This is a genomic window from Microbacterium sp. Soil_C_42, assembly GCF_057656735.1.
Map to the genome: position 1 here is coordinate 53,874 of NZ_JBDGJU010000006.1, position 17,502 is coordinate 71,375.

The window sequence follows — 17,502 nt, forward strand, 5'->3', positions numbered from 1 at the left end:
AACCCGCCGTACATCCGCTCGATGCTGTACATCCCCGGCGACGACGACCGGAAGCTGGCGAAATCCGATGGCACCCTCTCGGATGCCGTCGTGCTCGACCTGGAGGACTCGGTCGCCCCGCAGAACCGGGAGACCGCGCGCAAGAAGGTCCGCGCTTTCCTCGACGAGCGGCCGAGGGCGGACCGCGGATATCAGCTGTGGGTTCGTATCAACGCGCTCGACGATTCCGCGCTAGAAGATCTCGTCGCCGTGGTCGGCGGACATCCGGACGGTGTCGTGCAACCCAAGATCGGCGGCCCCGGTGATGTCGAGAAGCTCAGCCTCTATCTCGACGCGCTCGAGGCCCGCGAGGGCGTCCCGCTCGGCTCGATCAAGATCTGCGCGGTCGCGACCGAGACGCCGGCTGCGGTGCTGAAGCTGCACGAGTTCTCCGACGCGAACCTGCCCCGGCTGGCCGCGCTGAACTGGGGCGCGGAAGACCTGAGCGCCGCGATCGGTGCCACCACTAACCTCGACCCCTCAGGTCGCTGGGCGCTGACCTACCGCTGGGCGCGCTCTGCCGTTCTGCTCGCGGCGAAGGCGGCGAGGGTGCAGGCGATCGAGACGGTCTACGTCGACTATCGCGACACCGAGGGTCTGATCCGCACCTCGCGGGAGGCGGCGAGCGAAGGGTTCACCGGGCGAGCGGCGATCCATCCCGCCCAGGTCGGCCCGATCAACGAAGTGTTCGTGCCCGCGGCCGAGGAGGTCGCGCTGGCACGCTCGATCGTCGAGGCCTTCGCGAGCAGCTCCGGAGTCGGGACCGTCGGTATCGACGGCAAGATGTTCGACATCCCGCATCTCAAGCGTGCGCGCGAGGTCCTCGCGAAGCACGCCCAGTTCACAGGCGAGTGAGCCGGGCAGCGTCCATCGCCGTCCCGAGAACCTCTCGACGGCGAGGACGCTGCCTCGATCACCACGCGATTGCCGCCGCCCGTCTGACGATCCACGAGTCGCCTCGCCGTTCGTATTCAACCCTCCAGAGAGTGCGCCAGCTTCCCGGCTAGCCTTTGATGGTCGCTTCAGTGATCGTTCGTGCCGACACGACGGGGGTGCTCTCATCGTCGACATCGACGTCGACGCTCAGCACGCGTATCGCCTCATGTGTGACCTGACCGGATGCCATGTTGGCGAGCCAGTTGTCTCGGGTCTCCTCCGCCCGCGAGATGCCCGAGCGTGAAATTCACATCGAGCATCTCCCGGAGCAGCGGGATGTCGCTCCGTTCGAGTGCCTCGCGCAAGCGCGTCCAGGCCGAGCGCAGCTGCATTTCGATCTCGGAGCCAGTAGCCGTTGGCGCTTTGTCAGCTGTGGTGTTCATCGGATCAGCGGTTGACGGCCTGCATACCGGCTGGGTTGTAGCGCTCGCCTGCGACACCGAAGCGGTCGACGAGCTCATCAAGGTCGGCGATGTCGTCCGCCGACAGTGCAACGGATGTCGCGCCGGCGTTCTCGTCGATGCGCTCGCGTCGCCGCGTTCCCGGGATGGGCATGATGAAGGGATGCTGCGCGAGCAGCCACGCGAGCGCGATCTGGCCGGGGGTTGCGTCGTGCGACTCGGCCAACTGCTGAACGTGGTCGACCAGATCCTGGTTCGCCCGCTGAACGGAACGAAGCCGATCCCCAGTTCGGCGCATGTCGGCAGCACCTCCGGCTCCGGATCGCGGGTCCACAGCGAGTACTCGCTCTCGACGGCCGTCACCGGATACACCCCGTGTGCCCGTCGGATCGTGTCGGCTGCGGCCTCGGAGAGACCGAAGTGCTTGACCTTCCCACTGCAACCAGTTCGCCGACGGTACCGGCGACATCCTCGATAGGGACATCGGGGTCGACGCGGTGCTTGGCGAAGCAGCTGCGCACGTACTTCTCATCGCTCCCCATAGATGAGCTCTGACACACGCTCCCACTCCAAAGGATGGGTCATGAGGAGTCGCGTCCTCGGCGGGGTGCAACGTCAGGTGGCGTCGACCTCGGCCTCGCCGACCACCACCCGAGTGCCGTCTGCAAGCGTCATCGAGATCTCGAGGGTGGCCACGTCGCCCGACACGTCGATGACCCGCGCGGTCGCTGTGAGCTCGGCGTTCACCGGGGTGATCGCCGTGAAGCGTGCCTTGAGCGAGCGGACCCGCTCCTGCGGAACGAGGTCCATCACGACGCGCCCGAGATAGGCCATCGAGAGCATCCCGTGCGCGAACACGTCGTCCCGCCCTCGGCGCCGCGCCTCGTCGAGGTCGACATGCACCGGCTGGTGGTCGCCGGACGCGCCGGCGAACAGCGCCAGGGTGCGGCGCGAGATGCGGTCGATCGTCACGGGCGGGAGTTCGTCGCCGGGGCGGAATCGGGGGTCGGTCACGCCTGCCTCCTCTGGGTGTCGGTCTCTGCGTCCTCCTCCGGACGGTCGTCGGCGGGCCTCCGCCCGGCAGTGTGCGCGGCCAGGAGCACCTCTCCGAGGAGGTCCTCCAGCCGCGACTCGCCCTCGACAGTCTCACCGCCGAGAGCGAGGAAGTCGCGGATGCTGCGGATCGCCGCGCTCGTCGGGATGGCCTGCTGCAGGTGGAAGTTCTCGGTGCGCAGCCCGATCGCCAGAGGGACCGTGTCGGATTCGTGTATCAGGTTCTTCGTGTTGCGCACCACCGGCGCCGCGGCGGACGCGATGCGTCCTGCAATGCGCCGCACGTGGCCGTCGATCTCCTCCGGGACGAACGCCCGCGTCAGATACCCCCACGACTCGGCCGTCGCCGCGTCGAGATCCAGCCCGGCGAGGATGACCTCCATCGCACGCGATCGCCCAATGAGTCGCGGCAGGTACTGCGTCGCGCCGCCGCCGAGGCCCGTGGCCATCGGGACGCCGAAACTGTTGAAGACGGCCTGCCCGACCACGCCATAGCGCAGATCGCACGCCATCGCGATCGTCGCCCCGCCGCCGGTGGCACGACCCTCGATCTGCGCGATGGTCACCTTGTCCATCTCCCGGAGCCGGTTGCAGATGACGTGGACGCGGTTCAGCGACACCTCGTCGGGCGACTCCGGCACCTTCGCGCCGGCGAGCAGATCGAGGTTCTCATACGGGGCGTGGCAGATGAAGAACCCGGGGGTCGCGCTCTTGAGGACGAGCACGAGCGGCTCCTCGTCGGCGGCGACCTCTTCCGTGAACCGGTCGAGCTCGGCCATCATCCGGGGGACCAGGAGATTCATCGGCGGATGGGAGATGACGCACGTCGCCACGCGTCCGTCGACGGTGACGTCGAGCAGTTCGTAATCGTCGTAGCTCACGGCATCCTCATTTCCGAGCCTTGTGGATGACCCCGATCGTGCAGCGGGCCTCCAGGATCGGCGTACCGTCGGAGCGGACGACGTCGGTCTGCTTCACCACGAACTCCAGCGCGCCCTCCCGCTTGGTGTACACGTCGACCACCCGGCGACGGAAGGTCAGCACGTCGCCGGCGTACGCCAGGGCGTGGTATGTGAAGGCCTGCTCGGCATGCGTCGTCCTGTCCAGCTCGATCCCGAGGTCGATGAGCCAGGAGAGCGGGTTCGGGATCTGCAGTTCGAGACTGTTGCTGAGGAATGTCGGGGGCACGACGACGTCCCGGTGCCCGGCTCGCTGCGCCGCCTCGCGGTCGAGGTAGATGGGGTTCGTGAGGCCGATCGTCTCGGCGAAGAAGCGCAGCCGCCCGCGCTCCATCTCGAAAGTCAGGGGAGCGATCTCGAGCTTGAGCGCGCGTTCTCTGTCGACGTGAGCGGTCATCGGTCAGGCCGAGAGGCAGTCGTAGACCGCGTTGTAGTAGACACCGTTCAAGGAGTCCTTGCCTTCCTGACACCTGTTCATGACGTAGGCCATCGTGAGTCCGCGCTGCACGTCGACGAGTCCCACCGCGCCGCCGGTGCCGTACCAGAAGCACGTCTGGCTGTCCGCGCGGAGGAAAGGCAGTGGGCCGCGACGGTTGCCGCCCTCTGACGACAGCGCATACCCGATGCCCCATCGGATCGGCTTCCGATAGTAGGCGTCGATCCCTATCGCCTGCGCCTGGAAGATCAGGTCGATCGTCTCCGGCGACAGCATCCGGATGCCCCGGCTCACGCCGCGGTTGCCGATGACGGTGAGGATTCGCCCGAGGCCGCGAGCGTTGGTGTGACCGCCGCTGCCGGCGAATCCGGCGCCCCGCCACCGCCGCGAGTTGAACAGCTCCTTCGGATCGACCTGGATGTTCGCGCTGAACGATCCGGCGCGCGTCATCGCGTTGATCGACTCGGAGAACGTCGGCACGCCCTCGGCGGTTGCGGACTGTGGGGCCGGACCCTCGGGCAGCGGGTACACGGTCGCGATCCGCTGGTCATCCGCGGGTGTCGTGTCGATGAGGAAGTCGGCCTCGAGGGGGGTCGCCAGCTCGCGCTCGATGAACCCGGCCGCGCTCAGCCCGGTGACCCTGCGTATCAGCTCGGATGTCAGATGCCCGTACGTGCTCGCGTGATAGCAGGACAGAGTGCCCGGCTCCCACCACCCGGGGTGGCGGGCGAGCTTCGCCGTCGCGGACTCGATATCGAAGGCGTCTTCGAACACGAAGGGCTGCTCCCAGCCCGACACGCCGGCGGTGTGGCTGAGGAGGTGGCGGACCAGGATGCGGCCCTTGCCGCTCTCTGCGAACTCCGGCCAGTAGTCGGCGACGGGGGCGTTGACGTCCACCAGACCGCGTTCGACGAGCAGCAGCACGGCGAGGCTGGTGACGGTCTTCGTCGCCGAGAACACGTTGACGATCGAGTGCTCGCCCCACGGCGCGGAGTGCTCCTCGTCATGCCATCCGCCCCAGAGGTCGATGATGTCCTCACCGTGGATGTTGACATAGAGGCTCGCACCGACCTCCGCCCCGGAGTCGAGATTTCTCTGCAGGAGGTCGCGCACTCCGGCGAAGGCCGGGTCGACTGTTCCGTTCAGCGTCGGCACGTCACTTCCTCACGATGGTCGGCGCCGGGTTCCACCCGGTGCGCTCGATGAGGGTCTGCGCGTACATCAGCTGCAGCTCCTCCTCGCCGAAGCCGGGGATCTCGGCGAGATAGCGCACGCCTTCCCAGTAATTGCTGAGCGGTGCAACGCGGGTGTAGTCGCTGCCCCACGAGACGCGGTCCGGCCCGAAGGCGCGCACCAGCTGCACCACCGGGTCCCAGATGTCGCGGAACGGGAACTCCTCCGCCGACAGTGACGGGGCACCAGACAGCTTCAGCCCGAGGTTCGGCACCGAGCGCGCGAGCTCGAGCACCGTGGCCAGGTGCTCGAATGGCTGCGGCGGCCGCCAGCCGAGGATCGGCGGCGCGTAGCCGGTGCCGAGGTGGTCGACATAGAAGAAGATCTCGGGGTAGCGGCGGATCAGCTCCATCAGCTTCGGGTCGACGGGGTGCGCCATCGAGAAGGTCGCCACCAGCCCGAGGTCGCGGAGTGAGTCGAGCAGGCGGTCGAACTCGTTGCGCGCCACGCGGTCCGGCTCACGCAGGCCGAGAATGCGCACGCCGCGGAGCCCGCGCGCCTTGCCGGCGGCCAGCGTGGCGTGCACGTCCTCGGCGAGGTGGTCGACCAGGGCGATGGTCTGGAAGTTATCGGGATGGTGCTGCGAAGCTTCGAGCTCCAGCTCCATGTCGACGCCGTACACGCCGATCGGTGTGAGCAGGGCACCGTCGACGCCGGCCTCAGCCATCTCCGCGAGCGCCATCTCCGGGCTGTTGGTCTGCCCCGCGTGCTGGAGATAGGAGGGCTTCTCCCGATGGGCGACGCGGTACTCCGGGATCCAGGGCCGTGACGGCCGATCCGTGTACCACGAGTGCACCTGCGAATCGAGGATCATCTGTCTCCTACCTTTCTCGATCTTGCCGTCAGCGGAGCCGCCGTCAGATGATTCCCGACGTGCGCAGCTCGGCGATCTCGGCGTCGCCGAGCTCCAGGACGTTCTTCAGCACGTCGTCCGTATGCGCGCCGAGCTCCGGACCGGTCTCGCGCACTTCGGCCTCGAAGCCGGAGAACCGCCCGGCCGGAGACGCCATCCGCACAGGTCGCCCCGTCTGCTCGTCGTCGAGCGAGATCAGCGACTCGCGATATGCCAGGTGGGGATCTTCAGCGATTTCCGCCGCCGAGTACACCGGCCCGCAGGCGATCCCCGCCTCGGCGCACAGCTCGACGAGCTCCTTCAGATCGTGCGACATGGTCCACTCGGTGACCCGGGCGTCCACCTCGGCACGGTGTTCGAGGCGGATCTTGTTGGTGTCGTATTTCAGGAGCTGCTCCTGACCCATCAGGGCCACCAGGCGAAGCCAGATCGGCTGCGTCGACGCAGGGATCGAGACGTAGCGCCCGTCCCGGGTGGGGAAGAGCCCGTTCGGGCTGATCATCGGGTTCGCATTGCCGATACGCCCCAGAACCGTGCCGTCCTCGTCGTACGCAGCGATCTGATCCTCCATGAGCCGCAGGAGGGGCTCGTACAGACCGAGGTCGATCAGCTGCGGCTCGCCCGTCAGATCCCGCTGACGGATCGCGAGCATGATCGCGAACGCCCCGTACAGACCGGCGATCCCGTCGCCGAGCATGGGGTAGCCGGACTGGGAGGGCTCCTGCCCCGGGAAGCCGGTGCGGTGCGTCAGCCCGGCGAAGGCCTCGGCCACCCTGGCGAATCCTGGCTTCTGGGCGTACGGCCCCGTGCGCCCGTACGCCGTGAGGTGCAGCATGATGATCCTCGGGTTCACCGCGACTAGGTCGTCGAAGTCGATGCCCCATTTCGCCATCGTCTCGGGTCGATAGTTCACCACCACGATGTCGCTCTGCCGAGCGAGCTGCTTGAGGATGTCGCGGCCGCGGTCGCTGCGCAGGTCGAGGGTCACGCTCTGCCGGTTCCTGCCGATCACCTTCCACAGCAACGAGACGTCGCCGCGGTAGGGCGGGAAGGTGCGCATCGTGTCGCCGATGCGCGGCTGCTCGATCTTGATGATCGACGCCCCGTACTCGGACAGCAACGTCGCCGCGGTAGGGCCCGCCAGCAGCGTCGCGGCGTCGAGGATGCGCACGCCCGCCAGCGGGGCGGCGGGGGAGGTGCCGGCTGCGCGGTGCTCCGTCTCGCTCATTCCGACCTCGCTCATTTCTCTCTGCCTGGTACGACGACGGAGTTCGCGATGCTCAGCCCGCCGTCGATGACGATCGTCTGTCCTGTGATGTGGCCCGCCATCGGCGACGCCAGGAACAGCAGCACGCTCGCGACATCCGACGGCTTCCCCAGCTTGCGCAGCGGGGTGTTGTCGACGTTGATCTGGACGAGCTCCGGCGTCCACGCCGGGTTCGCCTCCTGCTGCGGAGTGCGGATCATTCCGGGGGCGACCGCATTGAACCGGATTCCGCGGTCCCCGAACTCCACGGCCGCGGTGCGCACGAGCGACAGCATGGCGGCCTTCTCGGAGCTGTATGGTCCGAGGTTCGGCGAGCCGAACAGGCCGTTCACCGACGCGACGAACGTGAAGCTGCCGCCGTCGCTCATCTTCGGCACGCCGTAGCGGACGGCGAGGATCGCATGGTTCATCGCGACCCGCCGGTGCCACGCCCAGTCATCGAGCGTCATGTCGAGCAGCCCGCCGTACTTAGCGACGCCGATGATGTCGACGACGCCGTCCAGCCGGCCGTGGCGCTCGATCACCGCATCCATCAGGTCGCGCACGACCTCGTCCTGGGTGGCGTCTCCGCCCCACGCCGATCCACCCACCGCGTCGGCGATGCGCTCGGCCAGTTCGGGCTTGCGGTCGACGCAGACCACCGTTGCCCCGGCGCCGGCGAGCGCGTGCGCCGTCTGGCGCCCGATGCCCTGCCCTGCGCCGAGCACGACGTGCACCTGCCCGCTGAAGTCGAGCATCCCCCGATAGTCGGCGATGGGGCTCTCGTCTGCCGGGATGCCTGTCATGACGTCTCCTTCGCGTGCCGACCGGCGCTCACGGGACGAGAACCGGCTTGATGACCTCGAACGCGCGCATGTCGGTGTACGCCTGAGTCACGTCGTCGAGCGAGTACTTCCTGGTGAACATGAGGTCGAAGTCGAACTCGTCCTGGGTGATCTCCAGGAACTTCAGCGCCTTCCAGTAGTGCGACTCGGTCGCCGAGAACGAACCGATGATCGACAGGTGGCCGCGCTGAATGTCGGTCGGCTGGATCGACGCCTCGTGTGCGCCGACCTGACCGACGACGGTGTAGCGACCGCCGCGGCGCAGCATCTTGATGCCCTCGGGCACCGCGGTGCGCGCTCCGGAGAACTCCATGACGAGGTCGGCTCCGATCCCTCCGGTGAGTGCACGGACGGCCTCGACACGGGCCTCGGGATCCGGGTTCGCACTGACCGAGACGACTTCGGTCGCGCCCCACTGCGTCGCGACCTTCAGGCGGTCGGCCGGGTCGCCGACGACGATGATCCGTCCGACGCCGAGACGGCTCGCCATCGCGGTCGCGAACAGTCCGAGCGGGCCGGAGCCCTGGATGACCACCGTCTGCCAGGGCTCGATGGGACCGGTGCGCTCGAACGAGTTGACCACGGTGCGCAGCGCGCAGCTGGCCGCCGAAGCCCACTCCGACTTCACCGAGTCGGGCACCTTGATGCGCCGCGAGGTCGGATAGACGTAGCAGTACTCCGAGAAGCTGCCGACGAGGTAGGGGTACTTCTCGCAGTTGTCGCCATACGGCAGGCGGTTCTCGCAGAGGTTCGGCTGGAGCGCGATCGCGCACTGGAAGCACTTGCCGCATCGGGCCTGCGTGAAGACGATCCGGTCGCCGAGTTCGAGCCCCGTACCTGCCGAGTCGCGGCGCAGGTCGCCCTCGCCGAACGCGACGATGGATCCCGACATCTCATGACCCGGGAGCACGGGCAGATTGATCGGGCGGATGTTGGTCAGCGACGAGTCCCACAGATGCACGTCGCTGCCGCAGATGGTGGCCGCGTCGATCTTGACGAGGAGGGCTCCTCGCTCCAACTCGGGCAGGGGGAGGTCCCAGAGTTCGAGCGGCTGGTTGAAGGCCGTGACGACGGCCGCCCGACTCGTCTGCGGCAAATCCAGGTGGGAATTCATTTGCTCTCCTCGTCTGTTTCGGCCGGAGCGACCGGCCCCGGGTCTCGTGCGCCTGCACGCTCAGCGGCGGTGAGGGTACGCGCCGCGATGACGCGGCTCGCGGGTGCGTGAGCGCGGATGACGGATGCGGGTCGGGCGGTGTCCGCGGTAGCCTCATCGCCCACTCGCACGCCGACCGCTCCTTCGTCGTTGCTGTGAATCCTGCCGTGGCATCTGCGCCGCGGCTCTCCTTCACGGTATCGGAACCGGCGCATTTATACAATTATTAACCGATGACGAGCTGTCGCCTCAGATGTACCTGTTGTTAGTGCAGTGTGCGGCCGCCGTCGACGGCGATCGTCGCACCGGTGATGAACGCGGCGCCATCTGAGGCCAGGTACTCGACGAGGGACGCCACCTCGTCCGCCGTGCCGATGCGGGGGAGGGCGAGCCCTTTTACGGTGAGACGCAGGTAGTCGTCGTCTGACACGTCGGTGGGCTGCATGGACCGCCACATCTCTGTCTCGACCGGCCCTGGGCAGATGATGTTCGCGCGGATGCCGTACTGGCCGTAGTCGGTCGCGATCGAGCGGGTCAACTGACGCAGCGCAGCCTTCGAGGTGCTGTACGCGAAGCGCGACTTCGGCGGAGTGATGCCTGCTGTCGAGATCATGTTGATGATCACACCGTCGCGTTCGTCGCGCATCGCCGGCAGTAGCTCCCGGGCAAACAGCCACGGCGCTCGGACGTTGACAGCCATGGTGCGCTCGAAGTCGTCGAGCGAGCACTCCTCGGCGGTCTGCCGGGAGATCACCGCGGCGGTGTTGACGAGAACCGACACCGGCCCGTCCTTGAGGACCGCCTGGCAGGCGTCCCTCACCTGATCCGGATTCGCGACGTCGCAGACATGGCCTCGGGCGGCCCCGGCAGGCGGGGAGTCCACGATCTCGGCGCGGCGTCCCACGGCGTGGACTTCGAAGCCCGTGGCGGCGAGGCGACTCACCGTGGCTCCGCCGATCCCGCCGTTCGCTCCGACGACGATAGCCCGTTTGATCATGGTGAACTCCTCGTTGCGTTCAGATGCCGGCCAGCGGCGTCGTGGTTCCCGGCCGCGTGGGCAGGAACATGGCCTGATACGACAACCTCGCGAATCCGGTGCGCTCGGCCTGCGCCGCGTGGTCGGCGAAGCCTGCTGGCCACTGGGCCGGCGCCGAATCGTGCAGGAACCACAGCACGCAAACGCGACGTGGAAGGATGTCGGTGCCCCAACCGAACTTTCCCAGGCGGTCATCTTCGAGCGGCGCTGGCACCAGCCCGAGGCACTGGCCTGAAGAGTCGCGATGGCCCTCGGTGAGTTCCTCCCTCAGCCAATCGATCAGTCGTTCGCGGTCGCCGGCATCCTCCGCGTCGTAGAACTCGACGGCCATCGAGCCGTAGGGGAAGTGGAGGGCGTGGATGGACTTCATTGGCTCGGGATCGAAGATCCGCTCGACCGCCACCTCGTGCATGGTCGAGTACAGATGCCTCCGGTTCTGCGCGCCGCGGCCCTCCCCCTCGAGGGAATGCCACATCTCGCGGATCCAGCGCGCCGAGTCCTCGACGTGGCCGCCGAGGGCGAAGTAGAGCGTGATGAACGAGCCGGCCTCGGCCGGGGCGTTCGACCCGTCGCGATGCACCGGTAGCCCGGCCTGCATGAAGCGACGGCCAGCGAAGATCCAGGGCCCGCTGGTGCCACCAGTGATGAAGTGGTCGTCTTCATACCAGCGGTTGTATTCCTCTTCCCGCTGATCGTGTGCCTGCACAAGGGTCGCGTAGACGCCCCCGAGCACCGGGGCGATCGGCTTCTCTCGTGCCAGCTGCACGTAGATGTCGTCCGTCATCTCTCTCCCGTTCGTCATCGAGTCGTTGAGCCAACGCGTCGGATTGAATGTATCGGTAACAGCTCGAGACATCAAATAATTAACCATACGGAGGAGGGTGAGATTATCGACGGACCTGCTGACGCGGGTGTATTGAGCGCAGCTGATCGGGGGTGACCTGGGTCTCGTTCTGGATGGCTGAGACCGCGGCGGTGCCTATCGACCCCTTCGTGTCACGCAGCTCGGCCGTTCCGATCGCCTGGCCTCCATGCGAAGCCCGGTGGATCGCGACGATCCCGATCCCCTCCGGGGTCTCCTCGGGGAGCCGGGCGACATGCAATGAGAGGTCGAGGTTGATGTGCTGCACCCCGCGCTCACCCCACTGGGTGGCCACGCTCGAGATATCGGCGACTGCGGCGACGAAAGGGAAGGGATGAGTAGGCTCCGACGCGACGATCTCGAAGCGGCGCTGCCAGATCCCCTTCCGTGTCGCGCCGCGGTGGTCATCCGGGTCACTTGACCAGCCGACGCCGTCGCTCCAGTACAGCCGGTTCTCGTCCGGGAACAGGGTCGCCGGCGGCACCGCGCGCCACGGTGGGGGCTCCCAGACGTGCCCAGATGCCGCGATGCTCGGTCGCACGAACGCCCCACGGCCCCAGGCGACCACCGTTCCATCGCTCTGCTCCATCTCCACGTCGACGAGCAATAGTCGACGCCCCTGCCGCACGGTTCTTGCGCTCGTGCGGATCTCGGCCATTGGGGCGGGCCGGCCGAAGTCCACCGACCACCGCGCCGCAGTCCATCGGTCGTCGATGTCGAGCACGTGGCGGCGCGCTGCACGGGCGAGCGCCGCGGACACAGCCATTCCGCGCATGGTGTCACCGTTTCCCCAAGCGCTCGCGGCAGCATCCATCGGTACGAGGTCGGCGAACGTCCTGCCAACTCGGAACAAGGTGAGGGTCGTCACTGCGATCACACCTCTTCCGGGATCCCGACGTCCCCGCCGCATCATCGCGGCCAGCGCCAATGCTGGTCACGCTAGCACAGACAACGGTTAATCGTTGGCGATTACGGTTCTACGCCACGCCAAACCTAACCCGCCAATGCACAGTGGGTTCGTGGTTTGATTGACCATGGCCGGGCGGCGAGCAAACAGCGCTGCGCGCTCGACATTCATCGCGTACGCGGACGGAGCATCGTGGAGAAAACCGACAGCGAGTCGACGTCGCCCGTGATCGATCGGGTGCTCGCACCCAAGCCGCACGCCCTGCTCGCCTCTCAGTTGCGTGAGGCGATTTTGAGCGGCGAGATCGGGGAAGGCTCGCCGCTGCCCTCGGAGCGTGAACTCGTCGACCAGTCGGGACTCACCCGCGGGGCGGTGCGGGAGGCGCTGAAGACGCTATCCAGCGAAGGTCTCGTCGAGACCAAGCCCGGCCGATTCGGCGGAAACTTTGTGACCCTCCCCGGCCGCGAGAGCCTCACGGTCAGCCTCAGTCAGTTCATCCGCGGCCGGCAGCTGCCCTTGCGTACGCTGCACGAGACCCGCTCGGTCCTCGAGCCCGCCCTGGCGCGCCTCGCCGCCGTCTATCGCACCGACAGCGACCTGGAGCGGCTCCACCAGCTGCATGAGGCACTGATCAAAGCCTCCGACAGTTTCCAGACCTTCTCTCGCGCCAACATCAAGTGGCACATAGCCGTTGCGTTCGCGAGTCACAACGATCTGCTCATCCCAGCGCTTGAGGCGATCTCATACGGCGTCGCGGTTTCAACGACGGTCGACGAGTACGACACCCCGGCAACCCGCGCTGCTGTGATCGCCGTGCATGGCGAGATCCTCGCGGCGATCGAAGCTCAGGATGGGGAACTCGCAGAACGGCGGATGCGGCAGCACATTACGGCAACACACAGCCAGGCCGCGAACCCGGATTCCACCGTGGTCGCGATGTCGGACACTGGCGAGTGACGAGTCGGGGGTTCGCCGGGTGATGACATGGAGTCGCCAGCAGGGACGGGTGTCGCCGACGCGGGAGGTGTAGGCGTGGCATCCGGCGAGCGCGGTTCTGACCCGGACCAGAAAGCGGGTCCGCTGTCGGGCGTACGCGTCCTCGATACGACAACGGTGTTCGCCGGGCCTTTCGCCTCGCAGTACCTGGCCGATCTCGGGGCAGACGTCATCAAGGTCGAGCCGCCATCGGGCGACGTGACGCGTCAGATCGGTCCCGGCCACGAGGCCGGGCTCGGATCGGCCTTCCTCGCGCTCAATCGCAACAAGCGCAGTGTGGGGCTAGATCTGAAGACACCGGATGGTCGCGAGGCGCTGCTGCGCATCGCGGCTACCACCGACGTCTACCTCAGCAGCTTCCGTCCTGCTGCGACCGCACGGCTCGGGCTCGGCTACAACGAGCTCCGGGCGCGCAATCCGTCCATCGTCTACGCCCAGATCGTCGGGTTCGCGCAAGACGGTCCGAACGCCGAGTTCGCGGCCTACGACGACATCATCCAGGCAGCCAGCGGCATCGCGGAGCTCCTCGGCCGCGACGATGCGCCGGCTTTCGTGCCGCTGGCGATCGCGGACCGCACGGTCGGCGTCGTCGCCTTCGGCGTGATCTCTGCCGCCCTGTACAGTCGAGAGCGCACCGGGCGCGGACAGCGGCTCGAGATCCCGATGCTCGAGACGATGGCCAGCCTTGTGCTCGCCGATCACCTCTACGGGGAGACGTTTACCCCCGCCCGGGGCGGTATGAAGTACCCGAGGCTCACATCCGCACATCGGAGGCCGTACCAAACCGCCGACGGCTACCTGTGCTGCGTCGTCTACACCGACGCGCACTGGAAGAACTTCCTCGAGCTCGTCGGCCAGTCCGAACTCTGGCGACGCGACCCGCGCCTCACCGATCTGGCCAGTCGCACGCAGCACATCGACGACTTGTACAGGCTCGTAGCGACGCACCTGGCGGACAAGCCCACTACCGAGTGGATCGAACTACTGCGCGCGCGAGACATCCCGTGCTCGCCAGTCGCGACCCTCGATTCACTAGTTCGGGGTGATCAGCTCTCCCCACGGCTGCTGCAGCAAGTCACCCATCCTGTCGTCGGCGACATCCGCGAGGTGCGGCATCCGGTCGTCTGGAGTGAGCGGATCCTCCCGACATGGGCGGCGCCGAGCTACGGTGAGCACACGCGCGAGGTGCTCCGGGAGGCCGGGTTCTCGACTGCGGAGATTGACGTTCTGGCAAAATCGGGAGCTGCGCCGGGGGCGTTCGATGATCACGCCCCTGACAAGGGTCAACCATTGACATAGGTTCGCCTTGCAGCTACGCTCGAGTCTCACCCCGCAATCATGCATAAGTTAGGAACGCCCGCATGGAGAGACGAGTCCTGGGCGCGAGCCTCGAAGTTTCCGCGCTGGGACTTGGGTGCATGGGTCTCACCCTCGGCAACGAGTCCGCCGACCGGCAGGAAATGATCGGCGTCATCAGAACGGCCGTCGAGCGCGGCGTCACCTTCTTCGATACGGCCGAGTTCTACGGCCCGTACCACAACGAGGAGCTGGTCGGCGAGGCGCTCGCCCCTTTCCCCGACCAAGTCCAGATCGCTACGAAGTTCGGGTTCGACATCGGTCCCGACGGCAAGGCCGCGGGCCTCTCGAGCCGCCCTGCAGACATTCGCCGCGCCGTCGAAGGATCACTCAGTCGGCTGCGGGTCGAGACGATCGACCTGCTGTTCCAGCACCGTCTTGACCCCGACGTTCCCATTGAGGACGTCGCCGGCACGGTCGCCGACCTGATCGCCGAGGGGAAGGCCCGCCAGTTCGGTCTGTCCGAGGTGGGAGAATCGACCATCCGGCGCGCACACGCCGTGCTCCCACTGGCGGCGGTGCAGAGTGAGTACTCGCTGTGGTGGCGTGAACCCGAAGAGCGTATCCTCCCCACCCTCGACGAGTTGGGGGTCGGCTTCGTTCCTTTCAGCCCGCTCGGCAAGGGCTTCCTCACCGGCAAGATCGCAAAAGACGCCGACCTCTCCGGCGACATCCGCTCGACCATGCCCCGCTTCTCAGTGGAGGCTCGGGCCGCGAACCAGGGGCTCGTCGACATCGTCACCATGGTCGCGACGCGGATGCATGCGACGCCTGCGCAGATTGCGCTGGCGTGGCTGCTGGCGCAGAAGCCGTGGATCGTGCCCATACCGGGCACCTCGAAGATCTCGCGACTCGAGGAGAACCTCGGCGCCGCTGACGTCGAGCTTTCGGAGGAAGACCTCCGCACGATCCAGGAATCGGCGGATGAGATCACCCTCGTCGGGGAACGTTATCCTGCCGAGCTTCAGCGGCTCATCGATCGTTGACGACGACGGCCGATCCGACGCCCTGAAGGAGGCGACGTGGCGCTGCAAGTGCAGAACTCGATTGACATGCACTGCCACTTTTCCCCCGACTCGATGGGGACACAGCTGGCTGAGCACGGACTGGACAACTCCTCGGGAACCTCGGCCCTGGTAAGCGTGCGCGAAGCGATCGACAGCGGCCAGGCCGCCCTGGTGCTGAAGCCGCACGGCTTCGCGTCGCCCGCCGTCGCTGCCACGCTGTCGGAGTTGCATCCCGACTTCCAGGTCTTCGGCGGAATCTGCCTCGACCACATCAGCGGCGGCCTGAACGTCGCAGCGGTGGACTCTGCCCTGCACATGGGCGCCAAGATCGTGTGGCTGCCGACGGTCAACAGCGCCCAGGGCATCTCCGCGCCCGGCTGGGAGTGGTTCGATCCTCCGCCGATCCCGGTTCTCGATGAGGACGGCGCTATCAAGGCCGAAGTGCACGAGATCTTCGATCTGGTACGTCAGCACGACGCAGTGCTTGCCACCGGCCACATCACGGCTGACGAGCATCACGCGATCGTCAAGGAATTCGCCGCGCGCGGAAAGGTGGTCGTCACACACGCGGGTGAGGCGTTCGCCGGACCGAACCTGTCCAAGGCGCAGTGCGTCGAGCTCGCCGATCTGGGGGCATACATCGAGTTCGTCGCCCTCGGCTGCGGCGAGCACGGCGCGATTGGTGGGGCCGGCAAATCACCCGAGGCCCTGGCCGCGATGATCGAGGCCATCGAATCCCGCCGTTGCATTCTTTCCAGCGATCTCGGCTGGATCGACGAGCCACCCGTGCGGCCCGTCCCCGGGCTGCGCAACTTCTTGGAACTGCTGTGGAGGAACGGCGGTGTCCCGGAGCGCGAGCTCGCGATCATGTGCAGTGCCAATCCCGCATCGCTGCTGAACCTCGCCCTGTGAGCGGCACCGCGCGCTGAAGCGGCGTCGTGTGCCCACGAATGAAGGGGTCCGAGCTTTCTCGGACCCCTTCATCGTGGTGGGCAGTCGCTACCGCGACGACCTCCACAGGAACGCACCGGAGACACCGACCGCTAGGAGGAGCACGATGCCGTTGATCACGTTGCTCCAGGCGAACGGGAATCCGCCGATGGCGAGTCCGATGCCGACGTACACGAGGAAGAGGGCGCCGGCCACGGTGCCCCAGACGTTGAACCTTCCTCGCGAGAACAGCACCGTTGACAGGAACACGGCGGCGTAGGCCGGCAGCAGATAGCCGTTGGCCACCTGCGGTGAACCAGTGCTCAGGTTCGCGGCGACGAAGATCCCTGCGGCAGACGACATGATCCCGGACACGAGGAAGCCGATGGCGGAGATCGATCGAACCCGCAGTCCGGCGAGACGCGCGGCGGCGGGGTTGCCGCCGATGGCGAACATCGACCGCCCGACGACGGTGTAGCGCAACGCGACCCAGACGACCCAGGCAAGCACGAGCATGATCAGAATCTGCCAGTTGATCAGCTGGGGGAGTCCGAGTGCGAAGACCAGCACCAGGAGAGCTGCGATCACCGGGAACCCGATGTAGCGGACGAGACGGCCGCGGCGCCCCAGTCGCGACGCGTACTCATGGAGCACGAACGCCGCCGACAGTGCAAGCACCGCGAGCACGACGCAGGTGAGCACGAATGGGGCCTTGACCTGGAAGCTGCCGAGCACCTTGGGGAACCACTCCGGCAACTGGGGTCCGCCGGCCTGAGGTGTGATGCTCGAGCCTCCGGAGTAGATCAGCGCGACGCCGTCGAGCACGCCGGCGACCGCGAGCGTCGCGATGAACGCCGTGATCCGAGCGCGGAGCACGACGAACGCATTGATCGCTCCGACGACCGCTCCGACGACGAGGACGATCACAATCACCAACGGCATCGGCAGTCCCTGCCTGAGCGACAGCCCGATTGTGAGCATGACCGCGAGGGAGGCGTTGGCGGCAGCGGAGAGATCGAACTGGTTGCACACCAGGCAGGGTATGAGCCCGACGCTGATGAGGATCACCGGGACACTTTGAAACAGGTCGAACATGCGTGGTTCTGCCGCGAAGAAGTCACCACCCAGCCAAGGCAGGTAGATCACGAAGAACAGCAACAGGAAGCCGAGCAGCGTCGCGTTCGTCGACAGGAAGTTGGATGTCAACAGCGAACGCAGGGAAAACCCCCGGTTCGCAGTGGGAGTCGCCAACGT

The 17,502-nt window shown here is 66.8% G+C and carries 18 protein-coding genes and 1 pseudogene; 5 read left to right on the forward strand and 14 right to left on the reverse strand.

Annotated elements, in window-relative coordinates:
• Positions 1 to 21: 21 nt before the first annotated feature.
• The gene (locus AC3A46_RS05840; protein WP_487664368.1) at positions 22 to 894 is read left to right on the forward strand and encodes an HpcH/HpaI aldolase/citrate lyase family protein; all 873 of its coding nucleotides are present in this window, start codon (positions 22 to 24) and stop codon (positions 892 to 894) included.
• A 245-nt stretch (positions 895 to 1,139) separates the two neighbouring features.
• Here the strand turns inward: AC3A46_RS05840 and AC3A46_RS05845 are convergent, their stop codons facing one another.
• From AC3A46_RS05845 to AC3A46_RS05905, 13 genes and pseudogenes are all read right to left on the reverse strand, one after another.
• A complete protein-coding gene (locus AC3A46_RS05845; protein ID WP_487664261.1) occupies positions 1,140 to 1,358 on the reverse strand; it encodes a hypothetical protein in 219 nt (72 codons plus the stop codon).
• A 4-nt stretch (positions 1,359 to 1,362) separates the two neighbouring features.
• Positions 1,363 to 1,885, reverse strand: a pseudogene (locus tag AC3A46_RS05850) (aldo/keto reductase); the annotation flags it as partial.
• Positions 1,886 to 1,991: 106 nt separating this feature from the next.
• Positions 1,992 to 2,390, reverse strand: a complete 399-nt coding sequence (locus AC3A46_RS05855; protein ID WP_487664262.1) for a MaoC/PaaZ C-terminal domain-containing protein — start codon at positions 2,388 to 2,390, stop codon at positions 1,992 to 1,994.
• Positions 2,387 to 3,310: an enoyl-CoA hydratase/isomerase family protein gene (locus AC3A46_RS05860; protein WP_487664263.1), complete on the reverse strand. Its 924-nt coding sequence runs from the start codon at positions 3,308 to 3,310 to the stop codon at positions 2,387 to 2,389. Before AC3A46_RS05860 ends, AC3A46_RS05855 begins: the two co-directional genes overlap by 4 nt.
• A 7-nt stretch (positions 3,311 to 3,317) precedes the next feature.
• Entirely contained in the window at positions 3,318 to 3,785 is a 468-nt protein-coding gene (locus AC3A46_RS05865) for a MaoC family dehydratase N-terminal domain-containing protein (protein ID WP_487664264.1), read from the reverse strand.
• 3 nt (positions 3,786 to 3,788) lie between these two features.
• Complete coding sequence (locus tag AC3A46_RS05870) at positions 3,789 to 4,979, reverse strand: serine hydrolase domain-containing protein (RefSeq protein ID WP_487664265.1); 1,191 nt, start codon at positions 4,977 to 4,979, stop codon at positions 3,789 to 3,791.
• A gap of 1 nt (position 4,980) precedes the next feature.
• The gene (locus tag AC3A46_RS05875; protein ID WP_487664266.1) at positions 4,981 to 5,871 is read right to left on the reverse strand and encodes an amidohydrolase family protein; all 891 of its coding nucleotides are present in this window, start codon (positions 5,869 to 5,871) and stop codon (positions 4,981 to 4,983) included.
• Positions 5,872 to 5,914: 43 nt separating this feature from the next.
• A complete protein-coding gene (locus AC3A46_RS05880) occupies positions 5,915 to 7,153 on the reverse strand; it encodes a CaiB/BaiF CoA transferase family protein (protein WP_487664267.1) in 1,239 nt (412 codons plus the stop codon).
• Positions 7,150 to 7,962, reverse strand: coding sequence for an SDR family NAD(P)-dependent oxidoreductase (locus tag AC3A46_RS05885; protein ID WP_487664268.1), 813 nt, complete (start codon positions 7,960 to 7,962; stop codon positions 7,150 to 7,152). The genes AC3A46_RS05880 and AC3A46_RS05885 overlap by 4 nt, the downstream gene beginning before the upstream one ends.
• A 28-nt stretch (positions 7,963 to 7,990) precedes the next feature.
• Entirely contained in the window at positions 7,991 to 9,115 is a 1,125-nt protein-coding gene (locus AC3A46_RS05890) for a zinc-binding dehydrogenase (RefSeq protein WP_487664269.1), read from the reverse strand.
• A gap of 304 nt (positions 9,116 to 9,419) precedes the next feature.
• On the reverse strand, positions 9,420 to 10,151 hold the full coding sequence (locus AC3A46_RS05895) for an SDR family NAD(P)-dependent oxidoreductase (protein ID WP_487664270.1): 732 nt from the start codon (positions 10,149 to 10,151) through the stop codon (positions 9,420 to 9,422).
• Between the two features lie 19 nt (positions 10,152 to 10,170).
• On the reverse strand, positions 10,171 to 10,974 hold the full coding sequence (locus AC3A46_RS05900) for a hypothetical protein (RefSeq protein ID WP_487664271.1): 804 nt from the start codon (positions 10,972 to 10,974) through the stop codon (positions 10,171 to 10,173).
• Between the two features lie 103 nt (positions 10,975 to 11,077).
• Complete coding sequence (locus AC3A46_RS05905) at positions 11,078 to 11,965, reverse strand: acyl-CoA thioesterase domain-containing protein (protein ID WP_487664369.1); 888 nt, start codon at positions 11,963 to 11,965, stop codon at positions 11,078 to 11,080.
• Between the two features lie 186 nt (positions 11,966 to 12,151).
• Here AC3A46_RS05905 and AC3A46_RS05910 point away from each other — a divergent pair, with 186 nt between their 5' ends.
• From AC3A46_RS05910 to AC3A46_RS05925, 4 genes are all read left to right on the forward strand, one after another.
• Positions 12,152 to 12,916 carry a FadR/GntR family transcriptional regulator gene (locus tag AC3A46_RS05910; protein WP_487664272.1) on the forward strand — a complete coding sequence of 255 codons (765 nt, stop codon included), beginning with the start codon at positions 12,152 to 12,154 and terminating at the stop codon, positions 12,914 to 12,916.
• Between the two features lie 75 nt (positions 12,917 to 12,991).
• Positions 12,992 to 14,254: a CaiB/BaiF CoA transferase family protein gene (locus tag AC3A46_RS05915; RefSeq protein WP_487664273.1), complete on the forward strand. Its 1,263-nt coding sequence runs from the start codon at positions 12,992 to 12,994 to the stop codon at positions 14,252 to 14,254.
• A 62-nt stretch (positions 14,255 to 14,316) separates the two neighbouring features.
• Positions 14,317 to 15,297 carry an aldo/keto reductase gene (locus tag AC3A46_RS05920; protein WP_487664274.1) on the forward strand — a complete coding sequence of 327 codons (981 nt, stop codon included), beginning with the start codon at positions 14,317 to 14,319 and terminating at the stop codon, positions 15,295 to 15,297.
• Positions 15,298 to 15,333: 36 nt separating this feature from the next.
• Positions 15,334 to 16,230, forward strand: coding sequence for a DUF6282 family protein (locus AC3A46_RS05925; RefSeq protein WP_487664275.1), 897 nt, complete (start codon positions 15,334 to 15,336; stop codon positions 16,228 to 16,230).
• Positions 16,231 to 16,317: 87 nt separating this feature from the next.
• Here the strand turns inward: AC3A46_RS05925 and AC3A46_RS05930 are convergent, their stop codons facing one another.
• Complete coding sequence (locus AC3A46_RS05930; protein WP_487664276.1) at positions 16,318 to 17,454, reverse strand: ABC transporter permease; 1,137 nt, start codon at positions 17,452 to 17,454, stop codon at positions 16,318 to 16,320.
• Positions 17,455 to 17,502: the final 48 nt, after the last annotated feature.

Coding starts and splice junctions, on each gene's coding strand:
- AC3A46_RS05865 (WP_487664264.1), bottom strand. CDS start 3,785: ATGACCGCTCACGTCGACAGAGAACGCGCGCTCAAGCTCGAGATCGCT.
- AC3A46_RS05905 (WP_487664369.1), bottom strand. CDS start 11,965: ATGATGCGGCGGGGACGTCGGGATCCCGGAAGAGGTGTGATCGCAGTG.
- AC3A46_RS05885 (WP_487664268.1), bottom strand. CDS start 7,962: ATGACAGGCATCCCGGCAGACGAGAGCCCCATCGCCGACTATCGGGGG.
- AC3A46_RS05840 (WP_487664368.1), top strand. CDS start 22: ATGCTGTACATCCCCGGCGACGACGACCGGAAGCTGGCGAAATCCGAT.
- AC3A46_RS05845 (WP_487664261.1), bottom strand. CDS start 1,358: ATGAACACCACAGCTGACAAAGCGCCAACGGCTACTGGCTCCGAGATC.
- AC3A46_RS05875 (WP_487664266.1), bottom strand. CDS start 5,871: ATGATCCTCGATTCGCAGGTGCACTCGTGGTACACGGATCGGCCGTCA.
- AC3A46_RS05890 (WP_487664269.1), bottom strand. CDS start 9,115: ATGAATTCCCACCTGGATTTGCCGCAGACGAGTCGGGCGGCCGTCGTC.
- AC3A46_RS05880 (WP_487664267.1), bottom strand. CDS start 7,153: ATGAGCGAGGTCGGAATGAGCGAGACGGAGCACCGCGCAGCCGGCACC.
- AC3A46_RS05920 (WP_487664274.1), top strand. CDS start 14,317: ATGGAGAGACGAGTCCTGGGCGCGAGCCTCGAAGTTTCCGCGCTGGGA.
- AC3A46_RS05900 (WP_487664271.1), bottom strand. CDS start 10,974: ATGACGGACGACATCTACGTGCAGCTGGCACGAGAGAAGCCGATCGCC.
- AC3A46_RS05895 (WP_487664270.1), bottom strand. CDS start 10,151: ATGATCAAACGGGCTATCGTCGTCGGAGCGAACGGCGGGATCGGCGGA.